This is a genomic window from Lentilactobacillus buchneri, from assembly GCF_018314255.1.
GTDB classification, from domain to species: domain Bacteria; phylum Bacillota; class Bacilli; order Lactobacillales; family Lactobacillaceae; genus Lentilactobacillus; species Lentilactobacillus buchneri.
This window is the reverse complement of sequence record NZ_CP073066.1, coordinates 937,744-956,889: the sequence shown is the minus strand read 5'-3', so window position 1 is coordinate 956,889 and position 19,146 is coordinate 937,744. Positions and strand designations below refer to the sequence as shown.

The following is a 19,146-nucleotide window of genomic DNA, read 5'->3' as shown; positions in this document are numbered from 1 at the left end:
TTGAGTTATTTTGAAAATTTTAATGTACAATGTTCGACCAGACGAACAAAAACCACTGGATGGCTGGGTTAAGCAAAACGGTGTCCAGGTAGATACCAACTCGGTACCGTTAAACGCTGAAACAGTTGACCTTGCCAAAGGTTACGACGGCATTGTGATTCAGCAGCACGGACCAGTCTCAGATCCGACAATTTACGAGAAACTCCATTTATTTGGGATCAAGCAGATTACCTTGCGGATCACCGGGTATGAAATCATTGATTTGGACCAGGCTAAGCAAAACGACTTGGTCGTTACCAACGTGCCGGCCTACTCACCACGGTCTGTCAGCGAACTGGTCTTGGCCGATGTCATGAGCCTGCTTCGACACATCGGTGAAGTGGGTGAACGCGAAAAGCACGGCGACTTCAGCTGGAAGGGTGTCGAAGCACGTGAAATTCATACTTTAACGGTTGGCATTATTGGTGCCGGCAAAATCGGCAGCGCGGTTGCCCGAATTTTTAGAGCGCTGGGTGCCACGGTGATTGCCGCTGATCCGATTCATCGACCAGAACTCAACGACACGTTGACATACGTTGATCACGAAACGGTCTTCAAAACAGCTGATATCGTGACCATGCATACCCCATTGACTGACGAGACCAACCAGATGATTAACGCCGACGTCTTCAAGAAGATGAAGCCCTCCGCAATTTTTATCAATGCTTCCCGGGGCCAAGTGGTGGATACCGGCGCTTTGGTGAACGCCTTGGAGGACCAGGAAATTTCCGCCGCCGCAATTGATACCTTTGAAGGCGAGAATACGATTGTCGGCCAAGATTTAACCGGCAAACCAATTGATAACGATAATTTAAAGAAGTTACTGGCAATGCCCAACGTCAACGTGACGCCACACATTGGTTTCTATACCGAAGTGGCCGTCCAAAATATGGTTGAGATTGCTTTGAATGACGTTATGATGATTTTGAATGGGCAAAAGAGCCCTCATGAGGTAGGCGAATAGATGAATTTAACAGCAGAACCATCAGCACGGCTGAACGGTCGTGAGCTCATTATGAATACGTTAAACGGGCTGTCGGTTGGGATCATTGTTGCACTGGTCCCCGGCGCCTTGCTTAATCAATTGTTGAAGGCTTTGCTGCCAGTATTTCCACAAGCTGCTTTCTTCTTGACTTTGACTGGAATGGCGGCCGTTTTAATGGCACCGATTAGTGCGGTCTGTGTCGGGATGATGGCGGGCTTTGGCTTTGCCGGCTTGATCGGACCAATCGCTGCAGTTAATGGTTATGGCAATGCCAATCTGATGAATATTGTCTTGGTTAGCTTACTTTTCTTGGTGATTCCGGTTACGCTTGGATATGTTAGCAATTACTTATTCAACTCCAAGCTGAGTTATTTTGACGCCCAAGATTTTGAGTTGGATTATTCATAAGGAGTCGAGAATTTGGGAACTGAATTTGCCGTGCTAGTCCTATTAATCTTTGTTGGCGGTGCGATTTACTACTATTACTTCAGTAAACAAGAGCCTTCAATGATTGTGGGGTATCGGACAAAACAAAGTCGCAGCACAACGGCAAAGTGGCGGGCCTCACAGAAGTGGTTCTACCAAGGGGCAATCACTTGTGCCGCGGTTGTTGTGGTGGTTAATCTGGTAACGCCATTTTCGATTGGTGTGAATTTGGTTGTTTTGTTAGTTTATTTATTTGTGATTAGTTATTTCATCGAGCGTCGCTTGCGTGAGATGGGAGATTAGAATGAAAAAGGCCCGCTGAGTTGGCGGGCTTTTTTGTGTTTTAGTTATTTGTTTGTTGGGGTTAGTGGTTTTAGTTGGGGGGATTTGTTGTTTTGGTGATTCCCTTTTATCTAGCGGAAACGTGCTCCGATGACCCTGACCCCTAAAATGTAAAACAAGGATTGTATCGATGAACAAAGGCTCTACAATATCTGTTGTTGGTAATAGATTTTTATCTATTACTGATGACAGATTTTTTGTTTTTCATTAGAATAAAAAAAGCGGACATTTCCTGTCCGTTCATCAAAACCAACAACCACGAAGATTTTAGAGAAAGAAGGAAATGCCCTATGTCAAATGATACTACGAAAATGTTGTTAGGAATAGATGATGAACACTTAAAAATTGAGAATGGCAAAATAGGTGATGATGGGGTAATCAGATTAAATGGATCACTGAACTATTCTCCCAAGGCCTGCCGCAATTGTGGGGTTATTAATGATCACCAGATCATTGGCTATGGTTGGCGGAAGACCACCATTAGATTCGCTAAAACATTGGGCAGCACGGTTATCCTATGCCTCAATCGGCGAAACTTTCACTGTAAGGCTTGTCATACCAACTTCCTGGCGCAGACGAGTGCAGTGCCGAAGCACTGCACGATTTCAAATACAACCCGGAAACAATGTTTAGAGAAGTTAACGGAACCAGTGAGCCTCAAACACATTGCCAATGAATTGTCCACTTCGGATTCATTCGTTGGTCGGCAGCTCTTGCGCGCTGAACACGACTTTCAAACCAACTGGCACTACTTACCCAAAGTTCTCCTCATGGACGAAGTTAAAAGTACTAAGAGCGCCACCGACGCGATGAGCTTTGAATTTATGGACGCGGAAACCCACGAATTGATTGACCTGTTGCCCTTTAGAACCATCTATCAGCTTCAAAAGTACTTCCAACATTATGACCAAGCCGCGCGAGAAAATGTGAAAATTATCGTTACCGATATGAACTATACCTATCCCAAATTGGTTGGGCAGATCTTCCCGAACGCCATCGTTGTCATCGATCCCTTCCACCTGGTTAACGCTTTAAACCGGGCTTTTAATAAGACGCGAGTGCGTCTCATGAAAACCCTGGCCACTTCCTCACGCCAGTATCACGCCTTGAAACGCTATTGGAAACTATTATTAACGCCGGCCAATCACCTTAACTACGAGGCTTTCCGTAAGTGGACAAACTTCCCTTATCCGGCAACTGCCACGGATGTGGTTGATGCTTTACTGGACATTGATCCCGAGCTCAAGCAAACTTACGACGTGATGAATCGGTTACGTGAAACCATCAAAAACCGCGACTGGCCCAACTATAATCAAGCCTTTCACCACCTGCAGGGGTGCTCGGAAGAGATGTTGGCAGCCCTCCAAACCTTGGCGGCTCATCATGATGAAATTGGCAACACTTTCACCCACCACTACACCAACGGGCCATTAGAAGGTTCAAACAACAAGATTAAAGTCATTAAGCGCACTGGATTTGGTTACCGAAACTTCTTCAGATTCCGGCTAAGAGTGCTGTTCGCTTTTCGAGTTCATACAAAAAGAGCCCTAATCACCAAGTGATTAGAACTCCAATATTTTGTTCACCAACAACAGTTGACGAAGAACCTGAACAAATGCGTTCATCAATACAATCCTTGTTTTACATACCGGGGTCAACCCGGGTCTCGTCGCACTCTAAATTTGGCCCCAAGCATCCGCCGCAATCGTTGGGAACAATGTGACCAAACGTTCCAGCTGTGCCGGTTCGAACTTGAACACAATTGCTGGCAATAATGCGTTAATAGCATCTTCTGCTTGGTCGCTGATTTCAGTGGCACCAACCAAATGGTTCTGCTTGTCATAAACCAGTGTGTTATCGCCAATTTCTTCCTTGGTCACTTGACGGTACCAGTCGTCTGGTAAATGGTTCTCCTTTGTTGTGAAGCCTTCTTTTTTGGCATCCTCAACTGATACGCCGACTTTAGCAATTCTTGGTGAGGTAAAGACGACTGATGGAATTGCCGGGTAATTGATGGGATCCGTCGTGTCGCCAGCGAAAGTATGCATCAAGTAGGTCGACTCAAAGATCGCCGTTGGGGTGAGCTTTGGTTGATCCTTGTCGATGACATCGCCTGAAGCGTAGATGTTATCAACGTTGGTCTGGAGATGGTCGTTGACCTTAATACCTTTTTCGCTATAGTCAACACCAACTTTATCCAGTCCAATGTCGTCCACATTAGGCATCCGGCCAGTCGCGTCCAAGATCCAGTTGGTCTTTATTTGACCGCCCTTATAGTTGACGATGAAGTTATGGTCGTCCTGCTCGAAGTTGGCAACTTCAGTATTATTGACAAAATCGACGCCACGAGATTTCAAATCGGCAACAATTTGCTTAACGTATGGTTGATAGAATTTCCGCAAAACTTTGTCGCCGTGGGTAATCACAGTTACCTTGGCACCAGCCGCGTTGGCAATCGTTGCGAATTCCAGACTGATGTAGCCGGCACCGATAATTGTGATGTTGGCTGGCAGGTGAGTGAGGTTCATGAAGTCAGCACTATCGTGAGCCAATTCCGTTCCGGGAATGTCCAAACGATGTGGATGTTGGCCGGTTGAGATGACGATGTTTTCAGCGGTTTTGGCTTCACCGTCGACCATTACCGTATGAGCATCTTGGAATGTGCCGTGGCCCTTGATAATGTCGATGTTAACGGATTTCATCAAGCCGCCGATCATGTCCGGCAAGCCTTCGATGACTTCTTGCTTATGTTTTTCATTGGCGGTCCAGTTAATTGCCAAACTGCCATTGAGAATCCCCTGGAGTCTCTCAGTTTGACGTGTCAAAGCTACTGGTGCATCCAACGTAATCTTGGCGTTACAGCCACGATTGGGACAGGTGCCGCCAATTAAGCCGGATTCGATGACGCCGACTTTCTTGCCGCGGGCGGCCAGCGGAATCGCACCGTCAAAGGTTCCATGTCCACTACCGATGTATAAGACGTCATAATCATAATTTGCCATAAAAAATGCCTCCCATATAGTCTGCTCGGAAACGATTACATCTTGAACTACTAAAAGCGTAACCTGTAAACAAATTGCGTGCAACGAATTGGTTTAAAAATTTACGGACAGTCAAAAATGTCTATATACGACGTTGCCCAAAATGGCTATACTTGAAGCAAATAAAGGGAGCTGATGGTATGCGCAGAAAAGATCGGGAAGTTACAGATATTGACGAAATTAAGCAAATTTTGCAGGATTCCCATGTGATTCACAGCGGTTTTCGGACGGCTGATTATCCGTATGTGGTCCCCACTAATTTTGGCTACGAATTTGACGATGATGACCATTTGACGTTATATATTCACGGCGCACCGGTAGGCCGCAAACGTGAGTTGATTAAGGAAGATGGCCGGATGGGCTTTGAGATTGATGATGGCGGCCAATTAATGGTGCCCAAAGATCCCAAGCAAAACACCCCGAGCTTCGCTTATCGCAGCGTGATGGGCTATGGGGATGCCGAATTGGTTGATGATCCAGCAGTCAAAAGGCACGCCCTGCAAGTTGTCTTGGCGCATGAGACTGGGCAGCAGTTGAGTGAATTTACGGTTCCAGATAAGACGATCGCCTACGTTGGTATTATCAAGATCACTGTTAAAGAATTCACCGCCAAAGCCCACGGTGGCGATGATCCGGATTTTGAATAGGCGTGCGACGAGGCTGGTAGCAGCGGAAATAAAATAATAGCAGAACACTAAAAAGCCGGAGCACAACTAACAAGTAGTTGTGTTCCGGTCATTTATTTTTCACGGTGATCGTGTTTTTGAGCCTCATGTTTCCAAAACCATCCGGGAATCGAAATCAATATTCCCATCCCAAATGGAATCAAGCTGTAAATCAATGCCCCAGTAGAATGATCGCCACTCCACCACATGAAGTAGCATATCCCAAGGATAGAGACGATCAAACCCGCCAATGGCACTGTGACTATGAGGTATTGAATCATTCGGTCGCGAAGCTGCTGCATACTCATTTGGATTACCTCCTTTTAATTTTAGATTAACACTAACCAGTCACAAAACGGGTTACGAAGTCCGAGTCAAATAATGATTCCGGGTGACGATGTAATCAATTACGCCTGCGATCAAAAGCGTGACCAGACAACAGCCAACAAATCCCATCAGTGTAAAATCGCCGTTAATTTGAATTGGTGTAAAGGGGCTGTTTTCATGAAACAGTTTGGAATAGAGCAGCACCGCGTTTTGTTTGAAGTCAAATGATCCTAATACAGGGATGCCGGAAAAGTACCCAAACATCAAAATACCTGCCAGCCAAGGTCGCTTGAGCAATAAGGTGAGGTAGTAGCTGACGATCACGGCGATCAATGATAAGCCAAATACCGATAAGAACTGCAACGGGGCTTGTGCCAAATAAGATTGGCCGTCCGCGAGATACCTGATCAACGCCAGTTTATTTGGGATGTGGATAAAATTGTTAAAGCCTAATTGAAAGATGAAAGAGGTCAGACAAATGAAGATCAGGCTCAAAAAAGTGAGCATGCTCAAACTAATCAGTTTGGAGAGGACGACATTTTGAATGCTGTTCATGCTGGCCTTGATTCTGACCTGATTATTTTTGAGTTCCCGATAGGCAAAAGAAATTGTGTAGATCACCATGGTAATTGGAAAGACAATGAACATTGACGATCCCAGAATATGATCAAAGCTGTTTCTGGGGGCCATCTCGACCAGATCCTGCTTGACCTTTTCTCCAGCATCCTGGAGACTAGTGACCACTTCGGCTTTTTCCCCGTTGCTAAACGTGATTGGGCCACCGGCTAATATTTGATCAACGTCAACCCCAGCGCGTTTATCACGCTGCTGGATCCGAATCAGACTACTGGCGTCATTTTTGTAAGCAGTGTATTGCGCCCAAGATATGGAGAAACAGAGAATTGTCAAAACAAATAACACTAAATAGATCGCATCAGAATGGAGCTGTTGATCCAGTTCTTTTTGGGTTAGGGATCTGAGCTTTTTCAATTGCGCACGTCAATTCCCTTCGGTGAATGATGAATGTGGTAAACAATAATTTCAGCATAGGCATTTTGGCTAGTGAAGACAACGGCAAACCGGGAATGTTCAGACTTATTTCACACAAAATTCACAAAAAATTCAATAATTTACCAATGGCATATACATTCAGCAACTTTCGTTCTATCATAATGGTAACGGTTCCAGAACTAGCAATTATGAAAGAAGGATCTTGTATGTTCTTTATTGATACGTCTAGAAATGGCAAACCTGTCTATGATCCGATTGTGAACCAATCTTTGGATAACTACTTAGTAAATGATTTGAAGTTGCCGGGCCACGGCCTGATTATGTACGTTAACCAACCCGCTGTGATTGTCGGGGTTAACCAAAATGCCTATGCCGAAGTCAACATGCCCTATTTGAAAGAAAAGGGCATTAAGTTGGTTCGCCGGACATCCGGTGGTGGCGCCGTGTATCACGATTACGGCAACATTATTTTTGAAAATATTGTGATTAATGATGACCAACATTTTGGTGATTTTAAATACTTCGCCCAACCAATCATCGATGCCCTGCACGACATGGGCGCTACCGATGCTGAAATGCGTGGGAGAAATGATATGGTGATCGGAAATCAAAAGTTCTCCGGGATGACGATGTTCAAAGTTGGCAAGTCCTACGCTGCCGGCGGCACCCTGATGTTTGATTTGGATATGGATGTGGCCACTGAAGTTTTGACCCCGGAAAAGGATAAATTGGAATCCAAGGGCGTTAAGTCGGTTGAAAGCCGGGTAACCAACGTTAAGCCATTCTTGAAGCCGGAATTTCAAAAGTTGGATATTGAAGGCTTCAAGAAGGCCCTGCTGCTGAGATTGTTTAATGCCAAGTCATTGGACGATATTGAAACCTATCATTTGAACGATCACGATTGGTCAATTATTGATGAGCGTTTGAAAGGGAAATACGATACCGACGAGTGGAACTACGGGAAGAATCCCGGCTTTGATTACTATGTTTCCAAACATTATGATATCGGCACGGTCAGCTTCAACTATTCATTGAACGGCAACCAAATTTCCGATATCAAGATCTATGGTGACTTTATTACCGGCGGCGATATTTCCGTGATTGAAAAGGCACTGAAAGGCGTTGATCTCAACAAGGATGCGTTAGTCGATGCTTTGGGTCAAGTGGATATTAAGGCTAATTTGGGTGACATTTCTGCCGCGGAGTTGGCGGACTTGCTGCTGGAGAAGACGCGGATTAATTAGATATCTGCTTTGTTTTGGAGTTCTAGTTTTGAGCTAGGGCTCTTTTTTATTGATTTGATCGTTGTCGGAACGACTTGTTACCGGCATATGTCAGCTTGCAAGCTAATCCGTTGACCTTACCCGACCATTCGTGGAATAATATAACGTCATAAGTAATGCGACAAGTTACCGGGGGGTGAACACATGAATCAAGCACCAAATCAGCATGACGACAGCGGGGAACAGAACGGTGTGAGCATGATGGGGATGTTCAGATTTGTTTTTGGTACGGTTCTCAAACGGCCATGGATTTTGATTGTCAACGTTGTCGTTTTGACCATTCTGTCATTGATGGACTTTTTATTGCCACAATTCAATCAGTACATCATTGACCACGTCATTCCAAATAAGAGCACGGCACAGCTGGCCGTGGTCGTCGGTCTGCTACTGTTGACCGTTACGATTTCAGGGATTTTTACCTACGTTTCTACCTATTACATGGGCGTCATGAGCCAAGGGGCCATCACCAACCTGCGAAATCAGCTGTATCAATATTTGATCAGGTTGGATACCCACTTTTTTGAATCCAGTAAAACAGGTGATTTGATGGTGCGATTAACGTCCGATATTAACAACCTGCAAAACCTGATTTCACCAAACATGCTGTCCCTGATTGGCAGCCTGTTCACGTTTGTTGGGGTGCTAGGCTTCATTTTCTTCGTTAACTGGGAAATGGCTTTGGCAGTCAGCTTGACATTTCCAATGATTTTTATGGTGGTCCGCATTTTCAGAACCCGAATTCGAAATTCATATCAAAAGGCTCGTCAATCTCAAGCCTTGATGACCAATCAATTGCAGAACACACTGACTCAAATCCAGTTGATTAAGAGCTACACCACTGAAGATCTGGAATCCAGTCGTTTCGACAAATTAGCCAACATGAACAAAAATAACATCATTGAGGCTACTCGGAATCAGGCGATCTTTTCGCCGTTGGTGACCTTCATTGAGTATCTGGGGACCGCGATTGTCTTATTCTTGGGAACATTGTTTGTTTTTAAAAATCAGTTAACCGTTGGGCAATTGGTCGCTTATCTCAGCTATGTTGGTATCCTGCAAAGCCCAATCAGTGCCTTTTCCAGATTGTTGAACCAATTCCAGCAGTCACTGGTTTCTTATGGCCGAATTGTCAGTATCATGGGCTTGAAGCCGGCGATCGTTGACGAGGACGATGCTGTTGGATTCCCACAGATTAAGTCTGGAGTTCAATTTAAGCATGTCACTTTTTCATACGCATCTGATGAGCCCCAGTCACCGCACAAAGCCGCGATTCAGAATGTGACCTTCGATATTCCGTTTGGTAAACAAACCGCCTTGGTTGGTCACTCGGGAGCCGGCAAATCAACGATTACCGATTTGCTCGATCGATTGTACGATGTCGATAGCGGTGACATTTTGTTCGATGGCATTCCAATCAAACATATCAAGCTCAAGTCACTGCGGCAAAACATCGCGATTGTGTCACAGGATATCTTCATCATTGACGGCACGATTGCCGATAATATCCGTTATGGGACGCCTGGTGCGACTGAGGATCAACTGTGGAACGTCGCCAAATTAGCCGATATTGATGCCTTCATTAAAGGATTGCCTGAGCAAATGAAGACCCAAGTCGGTGAGCGAGGAATCCGATTATCCGGTGGTCAGAAGCAGCGGACATCACTGGTGATCGCCCATAGATTGTCGACCATCCATAACGCCGATCAGATTTTGGTGGTGGATAATGGCAAGATTGTCGAGCGGGGAACCCATGATCAGTTGATGAATGAAAATGGGTATTATAAGCAGTTGTATGAGGCGCAATTTGAATAAGAGTGCGACGAGGGCTGGGTGGCCCGGTTTCCAAGAGGACTTTGCTTGAACCCCCCGGTTTTGGGGCTTTAAGCAAAGTCCTCTTGGAAGTTAGGGTCAAGCCCGTCGGAGCGTGTTTTAAAGGCCGAAGGGAGCACAGAATAAGCTAATAAACGTGCTTTGGGTTCAGACCTGGGAGTCGCGGTTTCTAAGGGCACTTTGATTGAAGTCCCTGGTTTTGGGACTTTAATCAAAGTGCCCTTAGAAGTTAGTGCTTGGGTCGTCGGAGCATATTTTAAAGGCTGAAGGGAGCACATAAGAAGCTAACAAACGTGCTTTTGGTTCCAGACCCGGGAGTCGCAGTTTCTAAAGAAGCCCCCGACCCAGCATAGACGCTGAGTCGGGGGCTTCTTGAATACAATAGCGAAAGTATTGGACCAGTCAAAGCTTTAGCGTGTGGTTGAACCCGTCTTTCCGATTTTAACGATATCCTGAAAAGGATACGATGTCGAGAACATGCTCATTTATGCTAGACAGTTGTGAGCATAAAAAAAGAAAACCCCGCTTCAGTTTTAAAACTGACTCGGGTTTTTCGTGACTCCAATAACAAAAGCAATAGACGAGCTAAAGCCTTAGCGAACGGTCGAACCGTCCTTTCCTTGCTAATAATATATAAGAATTTCAGCCTCTTGTCAAACATTCATCAACTATTAATTAGTTTGGAAAATAGTTGATAAAACTTAATTAGTACAGGCTCATGAGTATAATAATTTGCATGCTTGCTAGCCCTTTTCAGTAATTTTTGCCCTTCTTTTCTGGTTAATTCCTGTGACCCTACACTTGAAAATCGTCTATGTAAGGAATACAAGCTAACGAGGTCATTTACTTTCATATCGGTTACTAAAGATGCATCAATTCCCATCTTCGTTGCAAACATGACAACCGTTGTATTTCGATGTTTTACTTTTTCTTCAGCGGAAAACAGATTAACCATAATGGCATTATTATGTGCTGATGCATTTCGAATATGCTTTGCATACTTCAACAATATATGTGCAAGCTTAACATCTTTGTTTCTGGAGCGGTGATAGTAAAAGTCTACAAACCTGGAAAGGACACCAAATGTTGCGACTTCCAAAAACATCCAGATGGAGGGGTGATTTCGGTGCTTTACATACATATCGTGCAAGTAATCATTTCGCTTTAAGTATTTCATAGTTTGATCATAACCTCGCTGATTAAATGTACTGAAGTCCTTCACCACTGAATAGCCATCTTCTTCTGGATCCTTGGTTATAAGATCAATTATCCGAGTTTTAATTCCATGTTCAATGTCCAATGAGATTCCAAGTAAGTATCGCCGAAGTTGCATATCGATCGACGCCAAGTCGGTTAAATATGCAAAATCTAATTTTTCATATTTACCATCAATCTGATGAAAATTCTTTCGATAGGATGTCAACTTGAAATAATAATTTTTAGTCGCCAGCATTTGGATTGCGTCAGGCTCTGATACTAATTCGAATCTAATTCCCTTGTCCTTCATGTGTTTGATCATTTGTGGATATGTGTACTTTGGTTTTATTTAGTTCACCTCCCAGTTTATTGAAATTGTCTGATCAGCCTGTCCTACTATGTATATACGATAAATTGAGCGAGGATATCTATATAGTTTGTGAAGTATTGGGGCGATTTAGTGATCAAATCCAAAACCAGTTTTGTTTTCGGACATTTTAGTTTACACTAATCATAAATACAGAAAACGGGTGACAATCAATGAAGACAATTTATGATTACAAAGAAACCGAAATGAGCGGTAAGACGATTGACTTGAGCGAATTCAAAAATAAAGTCGTTGTGATTGTGAATACTGCCAGCAAATGTGGTCTGGCACCTCAGTTGGAGGGCCTGGAAGAATTATATAAGAAATATAAGAATGAGGGCTTGGTCGTGTTAGGACTGCCTTCCAATCAATTCCACCAAGAGTTGGGAAGTGATCAAGAGGCCGATGATTATTGCCGGATTCATTATGGTGTCACCTTCCCGATGACTCGACGGGTTGCCGTTAATGGGGATGGTGAGGATCCACTGTTTACCCATCTCAAAGAAGAGTCCGGTCATGGCAAGATTAAATGGAACTACACTAAATTCCTGGTTGGCAAAGACGGCACCCTGATTCATCGATATGCGCCAATTACCAAGCCGGAGTCCATGGAAGAGGCTATTTATACGGCCCTCAATCAAAAAAATGTCTTGTAAGAAGGTGGAAAGTTGAATACGACCTATTTCAAAGCCACCATTCGAGAGATTACTTATGCGTGGGGGAAGTTTATTTCGATCGTCCTAATCATTTTGTTGGGATCACTGCTGTATGTCGGGATTCGGGCGACTGGTCCGGATTTGGACAATTCTGCGGATCAGTATTTCGCTCATCAGAATCTCGGTGACATGAGGGTGACGTCAACCTTGGGATTAAACAACCGAGATCTCAGCTTGATACGCACCGACCCCAAGGTTCAGATTGCCGAACCCAGCCATATGGTGACGGTGAAGAAATCGCCGAATCAAGTGGTCCAGGTGTATTCCTATGCCAAATCGGCAAAATTAAATCAACTCAAATTGGTATCTGGGCATTTACCCCAGAAAGCCGATCAGATTGTCTTGGACCAAAAAGCTAAGGACTACAAGATCGGCGACCGTTACCGTTTGCCGGCAACCGATGGGCTCACCACTAAAACTTTTAAAGTGGTCGGATTCGTCAACTCACCGTTATTTGTCAGTTCAACCGACCGTGGCACCACCAACGTTGGCAGCGGCCAGGTGAATTATTTTGCCTATGCGCCGGCCGCGGCCTTTAACAACACGGCTCATTTAACGGCTGGGACCAGCAAGTACAACCAGCAGGTGGATCACGATAAAGCCCGGCTGGAAAGCAAACTCAAGCAACGGCCAGCTCAACGGCGCTCAGAGATGATCGACCCGCAGCTAAAGAAGGTTGACCAGCAACTTGGCCAACTTCAGAAATAGCGCCGGAAGCTGTCGGCTGTGCCAAGTGCCTATCAAACAGCAACCACCAAAGCAGCCACTGCCAAAGTCGCTGCCGGAGTCAAACAACTGACCCGTGCCAAGCAGCAATTACAGAAGGCGCCCCAAGCGACTTACCTGTACAACGACCGAACCGCCAACGTCGGCTATCAGGATTATTTTGATGAGTCCAAAAGTATCGCAGCCATCGCCGTCATTTTTCCCGGCTTCTTCTTATTCATTGCCGTTTTGATCACCTTTACGACCATTTCAAGAATGATTGAAAAGAACCGCCGAGAAATCGGTCTCATGCGGGCGCTGGGCTACACCAAGGGCTTCATTTCCATGAAATACGTCATTTATTCAATTCTTGCGGGAATTCTGGGATCAATTGCCGGCGGCGTTTTGGGAACCTTGACCCTGCCCAAATTTATTTTCAGCATGCTCAGCAATAACAACCTGACTCACTACGTCGGCGTGATTCCCTGGGCATTTATCGTCGAAGCGCTCGTGGCCGGGTTGATCGCCACCCTTGGCAGCGCGGCAGTTGTTCTAATCATTAATTTACGTGAAAAGCCGACCGAGCTGATGCGTGAACGAGCTCCGAAAGCCGGTAAACGGATTTTGCTCGAGCGAATCAAACCGCTGTGGAACCGGATGAATTTCAACCAAAAGGTCAGTTATCGGAATCTGTTCAGATATAAGACCCGGATGATCATGACTATCGTTGGGATTGCCGGTTGTACTGGCCTGATGCTGGCTGGATTTGGCATTCGGGACAGCGTCAACGATCTGATTCCCGATCAGTTCAATCAAGTTCAGCACTACCAGGGGATTGTCACGCTATCCGATGCCGATAAACGGGTGCATGATCCAAACATTAAAGCACAGACTGCGGCGATGGTTCAATCGATTACCGTCTCACCAACCAAAGGCACCAAGCGAAATGCGACGGTCACCATGGTGGCCCCCAAGACACCGACGAAATTGAACGATTATGTCTCACTGACCAGCACTCAAACCGGTCAGTCTGAAAAATTAACTAATCAGGGTGTCATCATCACCGAAAAATTGGCTACTGATATGCACGCCAAAAAAGGCAGCCTGCTTTCAGCCAAGCTGGGCAATAAGCTGCTGAAAGTCAAGGTTGCCGGGGTTACCAAGAATTACGCGGGCCATTATCTCTACATGACCCCCAAGTATTTCAATCAAGTTTCAACGACGACCTATTCACCGACTTCACACCTGTTGAAGCTCAAGAGTGAGAGTGCCAGCCAACGACAGAAGACCTCACGGAACCTGCTGAAACAAAGCGGCGTTATGAATGTGACTTATCCAAGATACGCCAGCAGCTCGCTGGGAACCGTTGGTTTAAGCTCAGTCGTGCTGATCTTTATCGCTTTGTCGGCCGCATTAGGTCTGGTGGTGTTATACAACCTGACCAATGTCAACATCTCCGAGCGGATGCGTGAATTGTCGACGATCAAGGTGTTGGGCTTCTACGATAATGAGGTCACAGCCTACGTTGCCAGAGAAAATGTTGTGCTGACCCTGGCCGGGATCGTCTTTGGCTGGGGCATCGGGTTAATCCTCCATCATTTTATTATGATCAAGGCTCAGACCGGAGCGATTTTGTTCCCGCTGACCGTTCATTATCCAGGGTACATCTGGTCAGCGGTCTTAACGGCCTGCTTCAGCTTAGCAGTCGGCGTGATTACCCATTACAAACTCAAACATATTGATATGTTGGATTCCCTGGCAGCTTCGGAATGATGGATGCCAGTGTCTAAATAATGTCCACACTCAAACTGCCACAAAGGTTTTTGCTTTTGTGGCAGTTTTTGGTGTTCCAGTACCAACCTCAGTTTCAAATGGATGTTCAGCAGTTCACCCGGTTATGACGCACGTCCCCACAAAAACTTGACCAACAGCTTATCAACCTGCGGATTATCGTGGAGCTTGCTGTGCTGCGCCTGTGGGCCGACGATTCGCTTTTCCTGGTAGGATTTGACTTGCGGCACCAGATATCTCAAGGATTTCGAGGAGGCATTGCTGACGTCGCCGTCCGAGTGGGTGCCGTCGTTTTTATCGCCATAAATATTGAGAATTTCAAGTGTTTTCAATTGCTTGTCGTGGCGCAATCCCAGCAACTCACGGTAATGGCTGTTAATTTTAGTCGGCTCGCCATCTGCCTTCAATTTCATCCGGTTGGGGGCATCGTCCATTCCCAGGATGCCGTTGAAATGCCCCGCGATGTCGACTTGCTTCTCGAGCTTGGGCAGCTTGGTGTTGCCAGCGTTGTCCAGTAAATAAAAGACGATCGCCATGTTGCCGACAGAATGGCCGACCATGTTCATCTTCTTAATGCCGTAGCGTTGTTGCAGCTTGACGACCACATTTTTCGCCCATTTCCCCTGGGTATGATAGTTGGGGTTTCGTGAATTCAAATAGTTCACTTCAACGATCGGGTGGAAGTCGTCCGGCTTGAAAGTCCCGACAAAGGTGACTTTCCCGCTATTTGAAACGTCTGCGCGAATGACCGACTTGGTGACGCCGGCTTTGACCGCTGTGTTAGCCATGTGCGTTTCAGCGTGGTAACTGCTGCCGAAGCCGTGGAAAAATAGGGTCGGGGTTGCCTGATTGGCACCCTGAATTTTGGGTGTGCCTGTGGCTGATGTGGTGCAGGCGCTGAGCAAGCCAATTAGCAGGAATAAGCCGCTCAGTAAGGCCAAACGTCGTTTCTTCATTGTTTGCCTCCATTATTGGGAAAGATTCTTTTTGCCAATCATTATAAGCGGATTGCTGCTAATGAGAAGCAACTAGCAGTTTGTCTTTCCGCATTTTTGCGAGATTTTGACAAAAAATCCAGAATTCATTCCGAAGAATGTGAGCGATCCCCGTTATCATTACAAATGAAGCATGAAAGCCATTTACTTTTGTTAAACGGAAGGCTAATATAGGTTGTGAACTAATTTTACGAAATCTTAATATTCATTCATTTCTGAGGGGGAATTGCATGAAGTTGACTAGGACCCTGGCTTGCTGTGGGCTTTTTTTGGCGTTGACGATGATTTTCTTTGCCGCCCCAAGCACTGCACAAGCCAAGTTTCATATTTATCACCAGCGCTCGTCCGCCCTGCACAAGGGATCGCTGCGCAATCTGAATAACAAAAAGGTTCATTATGTCAAAGTGCCAAAGAAGTATTACCACGTTGCCAACACTGATGTTGAGCACACAATCAAATCCGAACGCGGCAAGAAGGTCAGCTTTCATACGCGGTACATTTTGCCGCTGCCTGGTAAGAACGGCCAGCATTGGGGAAATCCACAATCGATTGCGATGAATGGCAAGGGGGATATGTACATTGTCTACTGCCCGACTGATCTACATAACAAGGGTCGAATTGTTCGATTTAACATCAAGAAGCTGGATGCGATGGGCATTCGGTTGCATCCAAAAGAACTGCGGGATGCTTATCACAAGCGGCATGGCAAATACTCCAAGACCCAACAGAAAATTCACAAGTATATTAAGGCAGGGCCGATATTTACCACTGGTCATGGTCAATCCTTGGCATATAACTGGAAGAACCACGGCTTATATATGTGGCGGGATGTCGAAAAGGCGCCTCGGGTTCCAATCAATAATTGGGGCTATATCCAACACATCAAGGCTTCGACGTTGCGGCCGGACTTCGCGATCCGCTTTCGTCTGCACAGCCACGGAACATCGGTGCCCGGCGGCCACGATCTAACCTTTGATCGCTCCGGTAACGCCTACTTCTGGTCATTCCCAGGCTGGGGCGCCTACATTTTCAAGGGTAAAATTCACCACAAATCGGTGCACTTTCGATTGACCCATCAAGTGCTGAAACATTTACCGGGGACCCGGATTCAAAGTATGGGTTATAACCCGGTTAGAAAGCGCCTGTTGATGCTGTCCGATGCGTCGATTGCCAGTTTCCCAGCGAAACGGCTGGACGGCCACGGTCATTTAACTAACGGCAGCTTTGAGTGGACCCAGTTTGGCCCCAAGCGTGAATTTGAGGGAATCGCCTATGATGGCAGTTCCCGAGGCAATCTATTAGTGAACCATTGTCCGGAAGTTCTACAGGCCGATCGATCGTACTAGTTTTTATCTGAAATTGAAAAAATTGACTAGTATTTTCACGATTGAGCGGTACACTTATGTGGTAGATTGTAAAATTAATCCGAACGCTGTTCGGGCAAAAAAGATCAGCTTCCTTTAAAATGGTGTTTACCACAAACCCATCTTTTAGGAGCTGATCTTTTGTCTAGTATAACCTATTCCGAACGAATTAAAATCGAAACCTTTTGTGAACTAGGGCTGTCCAATATCCAAATGGGCGTTCGGCTGAACCGATCACCGTCAACAATTTCTTATGAATTATCTCGATGTCAACCTTATCAGGCTGAATTAGCACAAACAGATGCCGAATACAAGCGATCACGATGTGGTCGGAAAACTAAGCTGAGCGATGAGTTAAAGCAAAAAATTCTCAACCATTTACGTCTAAGCTGGTCACCAGGAATGATTGCTCACGAATTTAAACTAGCTACTAAATCTATTTATAATTGGCTAAATCAGGGGAGAATTGATTTCTCCTTGAATGATCTACCTGAACATGGCGTACGCCAACGGCGTAACGTTGACCAACGATCCAAATATAATCAATCTTTGGGGCGATCAATTGAACAGCGTCCCATGATGATTAATCAACGTAATCGCATCGGCGATTTTGAACTAGATACAGTCGTTGGTCCTCGTGGGCATAGTAAGGCAGTTTTATTAACTTTAATCGATCGCAAATCACGGTTCCTTTGGGCATACCGGTTAAAAGATCGGACGACAGCGACTGTTAATGAAGCACTAACTAAGTTCCTAACCACTTTTAATGGTCCGGTGCACAGCTTTACTGTGGACCGTGGCACTGAGTTTAGTGGGCTAGTATCACTTGAATCACAATATGGTATTAAGACCTATTACTGCCATGCTTATACGCCAGCTGAGCGCGGCAGTAATGAACGATTTAATCGGAACTTACGCTATTTTTATCCTAAGGGGACTTATTTTGAGCACATTAGTGCTCAAGGCTTGAAAACCACCTTACTCGAAATTAATCAGAGACCACTTAAAATACTTGACTGGCAAACACCTTATCAGGTCATGCTGACCAATTTGTCAAAAAATTCGGATTAAATTTGCAATCTACCGTAATAGGTTTGAAAACCCATCCATTACCATATTAGCACAACGGCATTCACCATAGTATACCAAATGATCATAAAAATCAGAATAATATTAAAATGTATATATTATTTTAGTACATGAAGTATTGCTCTGAGTAATGATGCTAAATCGCTGCAGCCAGATTTACGTTATAATTAACCCAACAACAAAAAAGGACGGGATCACATGAAATTCATTTCTTGGAACGTGAACGGGCTTCGGGCCGCTGTGAAGCATGACTTTGCCGAGACATTTCAGCAGTTGGATGCTGATTTCTTCTGCATTCAAGAAACCAAGATGCAGGAAGGGCAGTTGGAGCTGGATTTGCCTGGTTACCAGCAATACTTCAATTATGCTGAACGGAAGGGTTACTCCGGCACGGCCATTTTTACCAAGCACGCACCGATGCATGTGACCTATGGCATTAACGGCGACGAGTTCGATCACGAAGGGCGGGCGATCACCCTTGAATATCCCGACTTTTATCTGGTGACCAGCTACGTTCCCAACTCTGGGGCTGGACTGAAACGACTCGATTTTCGTATGGGCTGGAACAAGGCCTTTTACCAATACTTAACTGAATTGGATGCCAAAAAACCGGTCATTCTCTGCGGCGATCTGAATGTGGCCCACAAAGAAATTGATTTGAAGAACCCGCAATCTAATCACCACAACGCTGGCTTTACCGATGAGGAACGCCAAGATTTCACCAAGCTTTTAAAGGCCGGCTTCATGGATACTTTCAGGCATTTTTACCCTGACCAGACAGACATCTATTCCTGGTGGAGTTATCGGTTCCATTCCCGCGATCGGAATGCCGGCTGGCGGATTGACTACTTTGTGGCCAGCAACCGGTTGGCGGATCAGATTGAGGACTCGAAGATTTTGACGGATGTGTTCGGCTCGGATCATTGTCCGGTAGAACTGGATACAAAATTACCACGACCCATGATATAATAGA

18 protein-coding genes are annotated in these 19,146 nt (G+C 45.4%); 13 read left to right on the top strand and 5 right to left on the bottom strand.

What is annotated here, in order from left to right; translation table 11 throughout:
* Window positions 1-7: 7 nt before the first annotated feature.
* The 4 genes from KE627_RS04660 (at window position 8) to KE627_RS04645 (ending at window position 3,354) form a co-directional block, all read left to right on the top strand.
* Window positions 8-1,003, top strand: a complete 996-nt coding sequence (locus tag KE627_RS04660; RefSeq protein ID WP_173667571.1) for a D-2-hydroxyacid dehydrogenase — start codon at window positions 8-10, stop codon at window positions 1,001-1,003.
* Complete coding sequence (locus tag KE627_RS04655) at window positions 1,004-1,432, top strand: PTS sugar transporter subunit IIC (RefSeq protein ID WP_013727129.1); 429 nt, start codon at window positions 1,004-1,006, stop codon at window positions 1,430-1,432.
* 12 nt (window positions 1,433-1,444) lie between these two features.
* Window positions 1,445-1,753, top strand: coding sequence for a hypothetical protein (locus KE627_RS04650; protein ID WP_014939321.1), 309 nt, complete (start codon window positions 1,445-1,447; stop codon window positions 1,751-1,753).
* Window positions 1,754-2,082: 329 nt separating this feature from the next.
* Window positions 2,083-3,354 (top strand): ISL3 family transposase, encoded by a 1,272-nt coding sequence (locus KE627_RS04645; RefSeq protein ID WP_013727284.1) that lies wholly within the window; start codon window positions 2,083-2,085, stop codon window positions 3,352-3,354.
* Between the two features lie 114 nt (window positions 3,355-3,468).
* Here the strand turns inward: KE627_RS04645 and KE627_RS04640 are convergent, their stop codons facing one another.
* Window positions 3,469-4,794 carry a dihydrolipoyl dehydrogenase family protein gene (locus tag KE627_RS04640; RefSeq protein ID WP_013727132.1) on the bottom strand — a complete coding sequence of 442 codons (1,326 nt, stop codon included), beginning with the start codon at window positions 4,792-4,794 and terminating at the stop codon, window positions 3,469-3,471.
* Window positions 4,795-4,973: 179 nt separating this feature from the next.
* On the opposite strand from KE627_RS04640, the gene KE627_RS04635 reads away from it, so the two are divergent.
* A complete protein-coding gene (locus KE627_RS04635; RefSeq protein WP_013727133.1) occupies window positions 4,974-5,480 on the top strand; it encodes a pyridoxamine 5'-phosphate oxidase family protein in 507 nt (168 codons plus the stop codon).
* 92 nt (window positions 5,481-5,572) lie between these two features.
* On the opposite strand, the gene KE627_RS04630 is transcribed toward KE627_RS04635, so the two are convergent.
* Together KE627_RS04630 and KE627_RS04625 are read right to left on the bottom strand one after the other, a co-directional pair.
* Window positions 5,573-5,806, bottom strand: a complete 234-nt coding sequence (locus KE627_RS04630; protein WP_013727135.1) for a hypothetical protein — start codon at window positions 5,804-5,806, stop codon at window positions 5,573-5,575.
* 52 nt (window positions 5,807-5,858) lie between these two features.
* Window positions 5,859-6,815 carry an ABC transporter permease gene (locus KE627_RS04625; protein ID WP_013727136.1) on the bottom strand — a complete coding sequence of 319 codons (957 nt, stop codon included), beginning with the start codon at window positions 6,813-6,815 and terminating at the stop codon, window positions 5,859-5,861.
* 227 nt (window positions 6,816-7,042) lie between these two features.
* Here KE627_RS04625 and lplA point away from each other — a divergent pair, with 227 nt between their 5' ends.
* Both lplA and KE627_RS04615 read left to right on the top strand, forming a co-directional pair.
* Window positions 7,043-8,080 (top strand): lipoate--protein ligase, encoded by a 1,038-nt coding sequence (lplA, locus tag KE627_RS04620; protein WP_056939246.1) that lies wholly within the window; start codon window positions 7,043-7,045, stop codon window positions 8,078-8,080.
* A 183-nt stretch (window positions 8,081-8,263) separates the two neighbouring features.
* On the top strand, window positions 8,264-9,931 hold the full coding sequence (locus KE627_RS04615) for an ABC transporter ATP-binding protein (protein WP_056939245.1): 1,668 nt from the start codon (window positions 8,264-8,266) through the stop codon (window positions 9,929-9,931).
* Window positions 9,932-10,613: 682 nt separating this feature from the next.
* Here KE627_RS04615 and KE627_RS04610 read toward each other — a convergent pair.
* Entirely contained in the window at window positions 10,614-11,456 is an 843-nt protein-coding gene (locus KE627_RS04610) for an Abi family protein (protein ID WP_186810664.1), read from the bottom strand.
* Between the two features lie 230 nt (window positions 11,457-11,686).
* On the opposite strand from KE627_RS04610, the gene KE627_RS04605 reads away from it, so the two are divergent.
* From KE627_RS04605 to KE627_RS04600, 3 genes are read left to right on the top strand one after another with little or no spacing between them, the layout of a single operon-like run.
* Entirely contained in the window at window positions 11,687-12,169 is a 483-nt protein-coding gene (locus tag KE627_RS04605; protein ID WP_013727140.1) for a glutathione peroxidase, read from the top strand.
* 12 nt (window positions 12,170-12,181) lie between these two features.
* Window positions 12,182-12,937 carry an ABC transporter permease gene (locus KE627_RS12285; protein WP_225427183.1) on the top strand — a complete coding sequence of 252 codons (756 nt, stop codon included), beginning with the start codon at window positions 12,182-12,184 and terminating at the stop codon, window positions 12,935-12,937.
* 18 nt (window positions 12,938-12,955) lie between these two features.
* Complete coding sequence (locus KE627_RS04600; protein ID WP_225424224.1) at window positions 12,956-14,707, top strand: ABC transporter permease; 1,752 nt, start codon at window positions 12,956-12,958, stop codon at window positions 14,705-14,707.
* Between the two features lie 122 nt (window positions 14,708-14,829).
* Here the strand turns inward: KE627_RS04600 and KE627_RS04595 are convergent, their stop codons facing one another.
* Window positions 14,830-15,681: an alpha/beta hydrolase gene (locus KE627_RS04595; RefSeq protein ID WP_013727141.1), complete on the bottom strand. Its 852-nt coding sequence runs from the start codon at window positions 15,679-15,681 to the stop codon at window positions 14,830-14,832.
* Between the two features lie 269 nt (window positions 15,682-15,950).
* Between KE627_RS04595 and KE627_RS04590 the strand changes: the two genes are divergently transcribed.
* The 3 genes from KE627_RS04590 to KE627_RS04580 all read left to right on the top strand — a co-directional run bounded on the left by KE627_RS04590 (window position 15,951) and on the right by KE627_RS04580 (window position 19,142).
* On the top strand, window positions 15,951-17,066 hold the full coding sequence (locus tag KE627_RS04590) for a hypothetical protein (protein ID WP_013727142.1): 1,116 nt from the start codon (window positions 15,951-15,953) through the stop codon (window positions 17,064-17,066).
* Between the two features lie 159 nt (window positions 17,067-17,225).
* Entirely contained in the window at window positions 17,226-18,155 is a 930-nt protein-coding gene (locus KE627_RS04585) for an IS30-like element ISLpl1 family transposase (protein ID WP_146971951.1), read from the top strand.
* A 216-nt stretch (window positions 18,156-18,371) separates the two neighbouring features.
* Window positions 18,372-19,142 (top strand): exodeoxyribonuclease III, encoded by a 771-nt coding sequence (locus KE627_RS04580; protein WP_056939283.1) that lies wholly within the window; start codon window positions 18,372-18,374, stop codon window positions 19,140-19,142.
* The last annotated feature ends 4 nt before the right edge of the window (window positions 19,143-19,146 follow it).

Coding starts and splice junctions, on each gene's coding strand:
- KE627_RS04655 (WP_013727129.1), top strand. CDS start 1,004: ATGAATTTAACAGCAGAACCATCAGCACGGCTGAACGGTCGTGAGCTC.
- KE627_RS04645 (WP_013727284.1), top strand. CDS start 2,083: ATGTCAAATGATACTACGAAAATGTTGTTAGGAATAGATGATGAACAC.
- KE627_RS04640 (WP_013727132.1), bottom strand. CDS start 4,794: ATGGCAAATTATGATTATGACGTCTTATACATCGGTAGTGGACATGGA.
- KE627_RS04635 (WP_013727133.1), top strand. CDS start 4,974: ATGCGCAGAAAAGATCGGGAAGTTACAGATATTGACGAAATTAAGCAA.
- KE627_RS04630 (WP_013727135.1), bottom strand. CDS start 5,806: ATGAGTATGCAGCAGCTTCGCGACCGAATGATTCAATACCTCATAGTC.
- lplA (WP_056939246.1), top strand. CDS start 7,043: ATGTTCTTTATTGATACGTCTAGAAATGGCAAACCTGTCTATGATCCG.
- KE627_RS04615 (WP_056939245.1), top strand. CDS start 8,264: ATGAATCAAGCACCAAATCAGCATGACGACAGCGGGGAACAGAACGGT.
- KE627_RS04610 (WP_186810664.1), bottom strand. CDS start 11,456: ATGAAGGACAAGGGAATTAGATTCGAATTAGTATCAGAGCCTGACGCA.
- KE627_RS04605 (WP_013727140.1), top strand. CDS start 11,687: ATGAAGACAATTTATGATTACAAAGAAACCGAAATGAGCGGTAAGACG.
- KE627_RS04595 (WP_013727141.1), bottom strand. CDS start 15,681: ATGAAGAAACGACGTTTGGCCTTACTGAGCGGCTTATTCCTGCTAATT.
- KE627_RS04590 (WP_013727142.1), top strand. CDS start 15,951: ATGAAGTTGACTAGGACCCTGGCTTGCTGTGGGCTTTTTTTGGCGTTG.
- KE627_RS04580 (WP_056939283.1), top strand. CDS start 18,372: ATGAAATTCATTTCTTGGAACGTGAACGGGCTTCGGGCCGCTGTGAAG.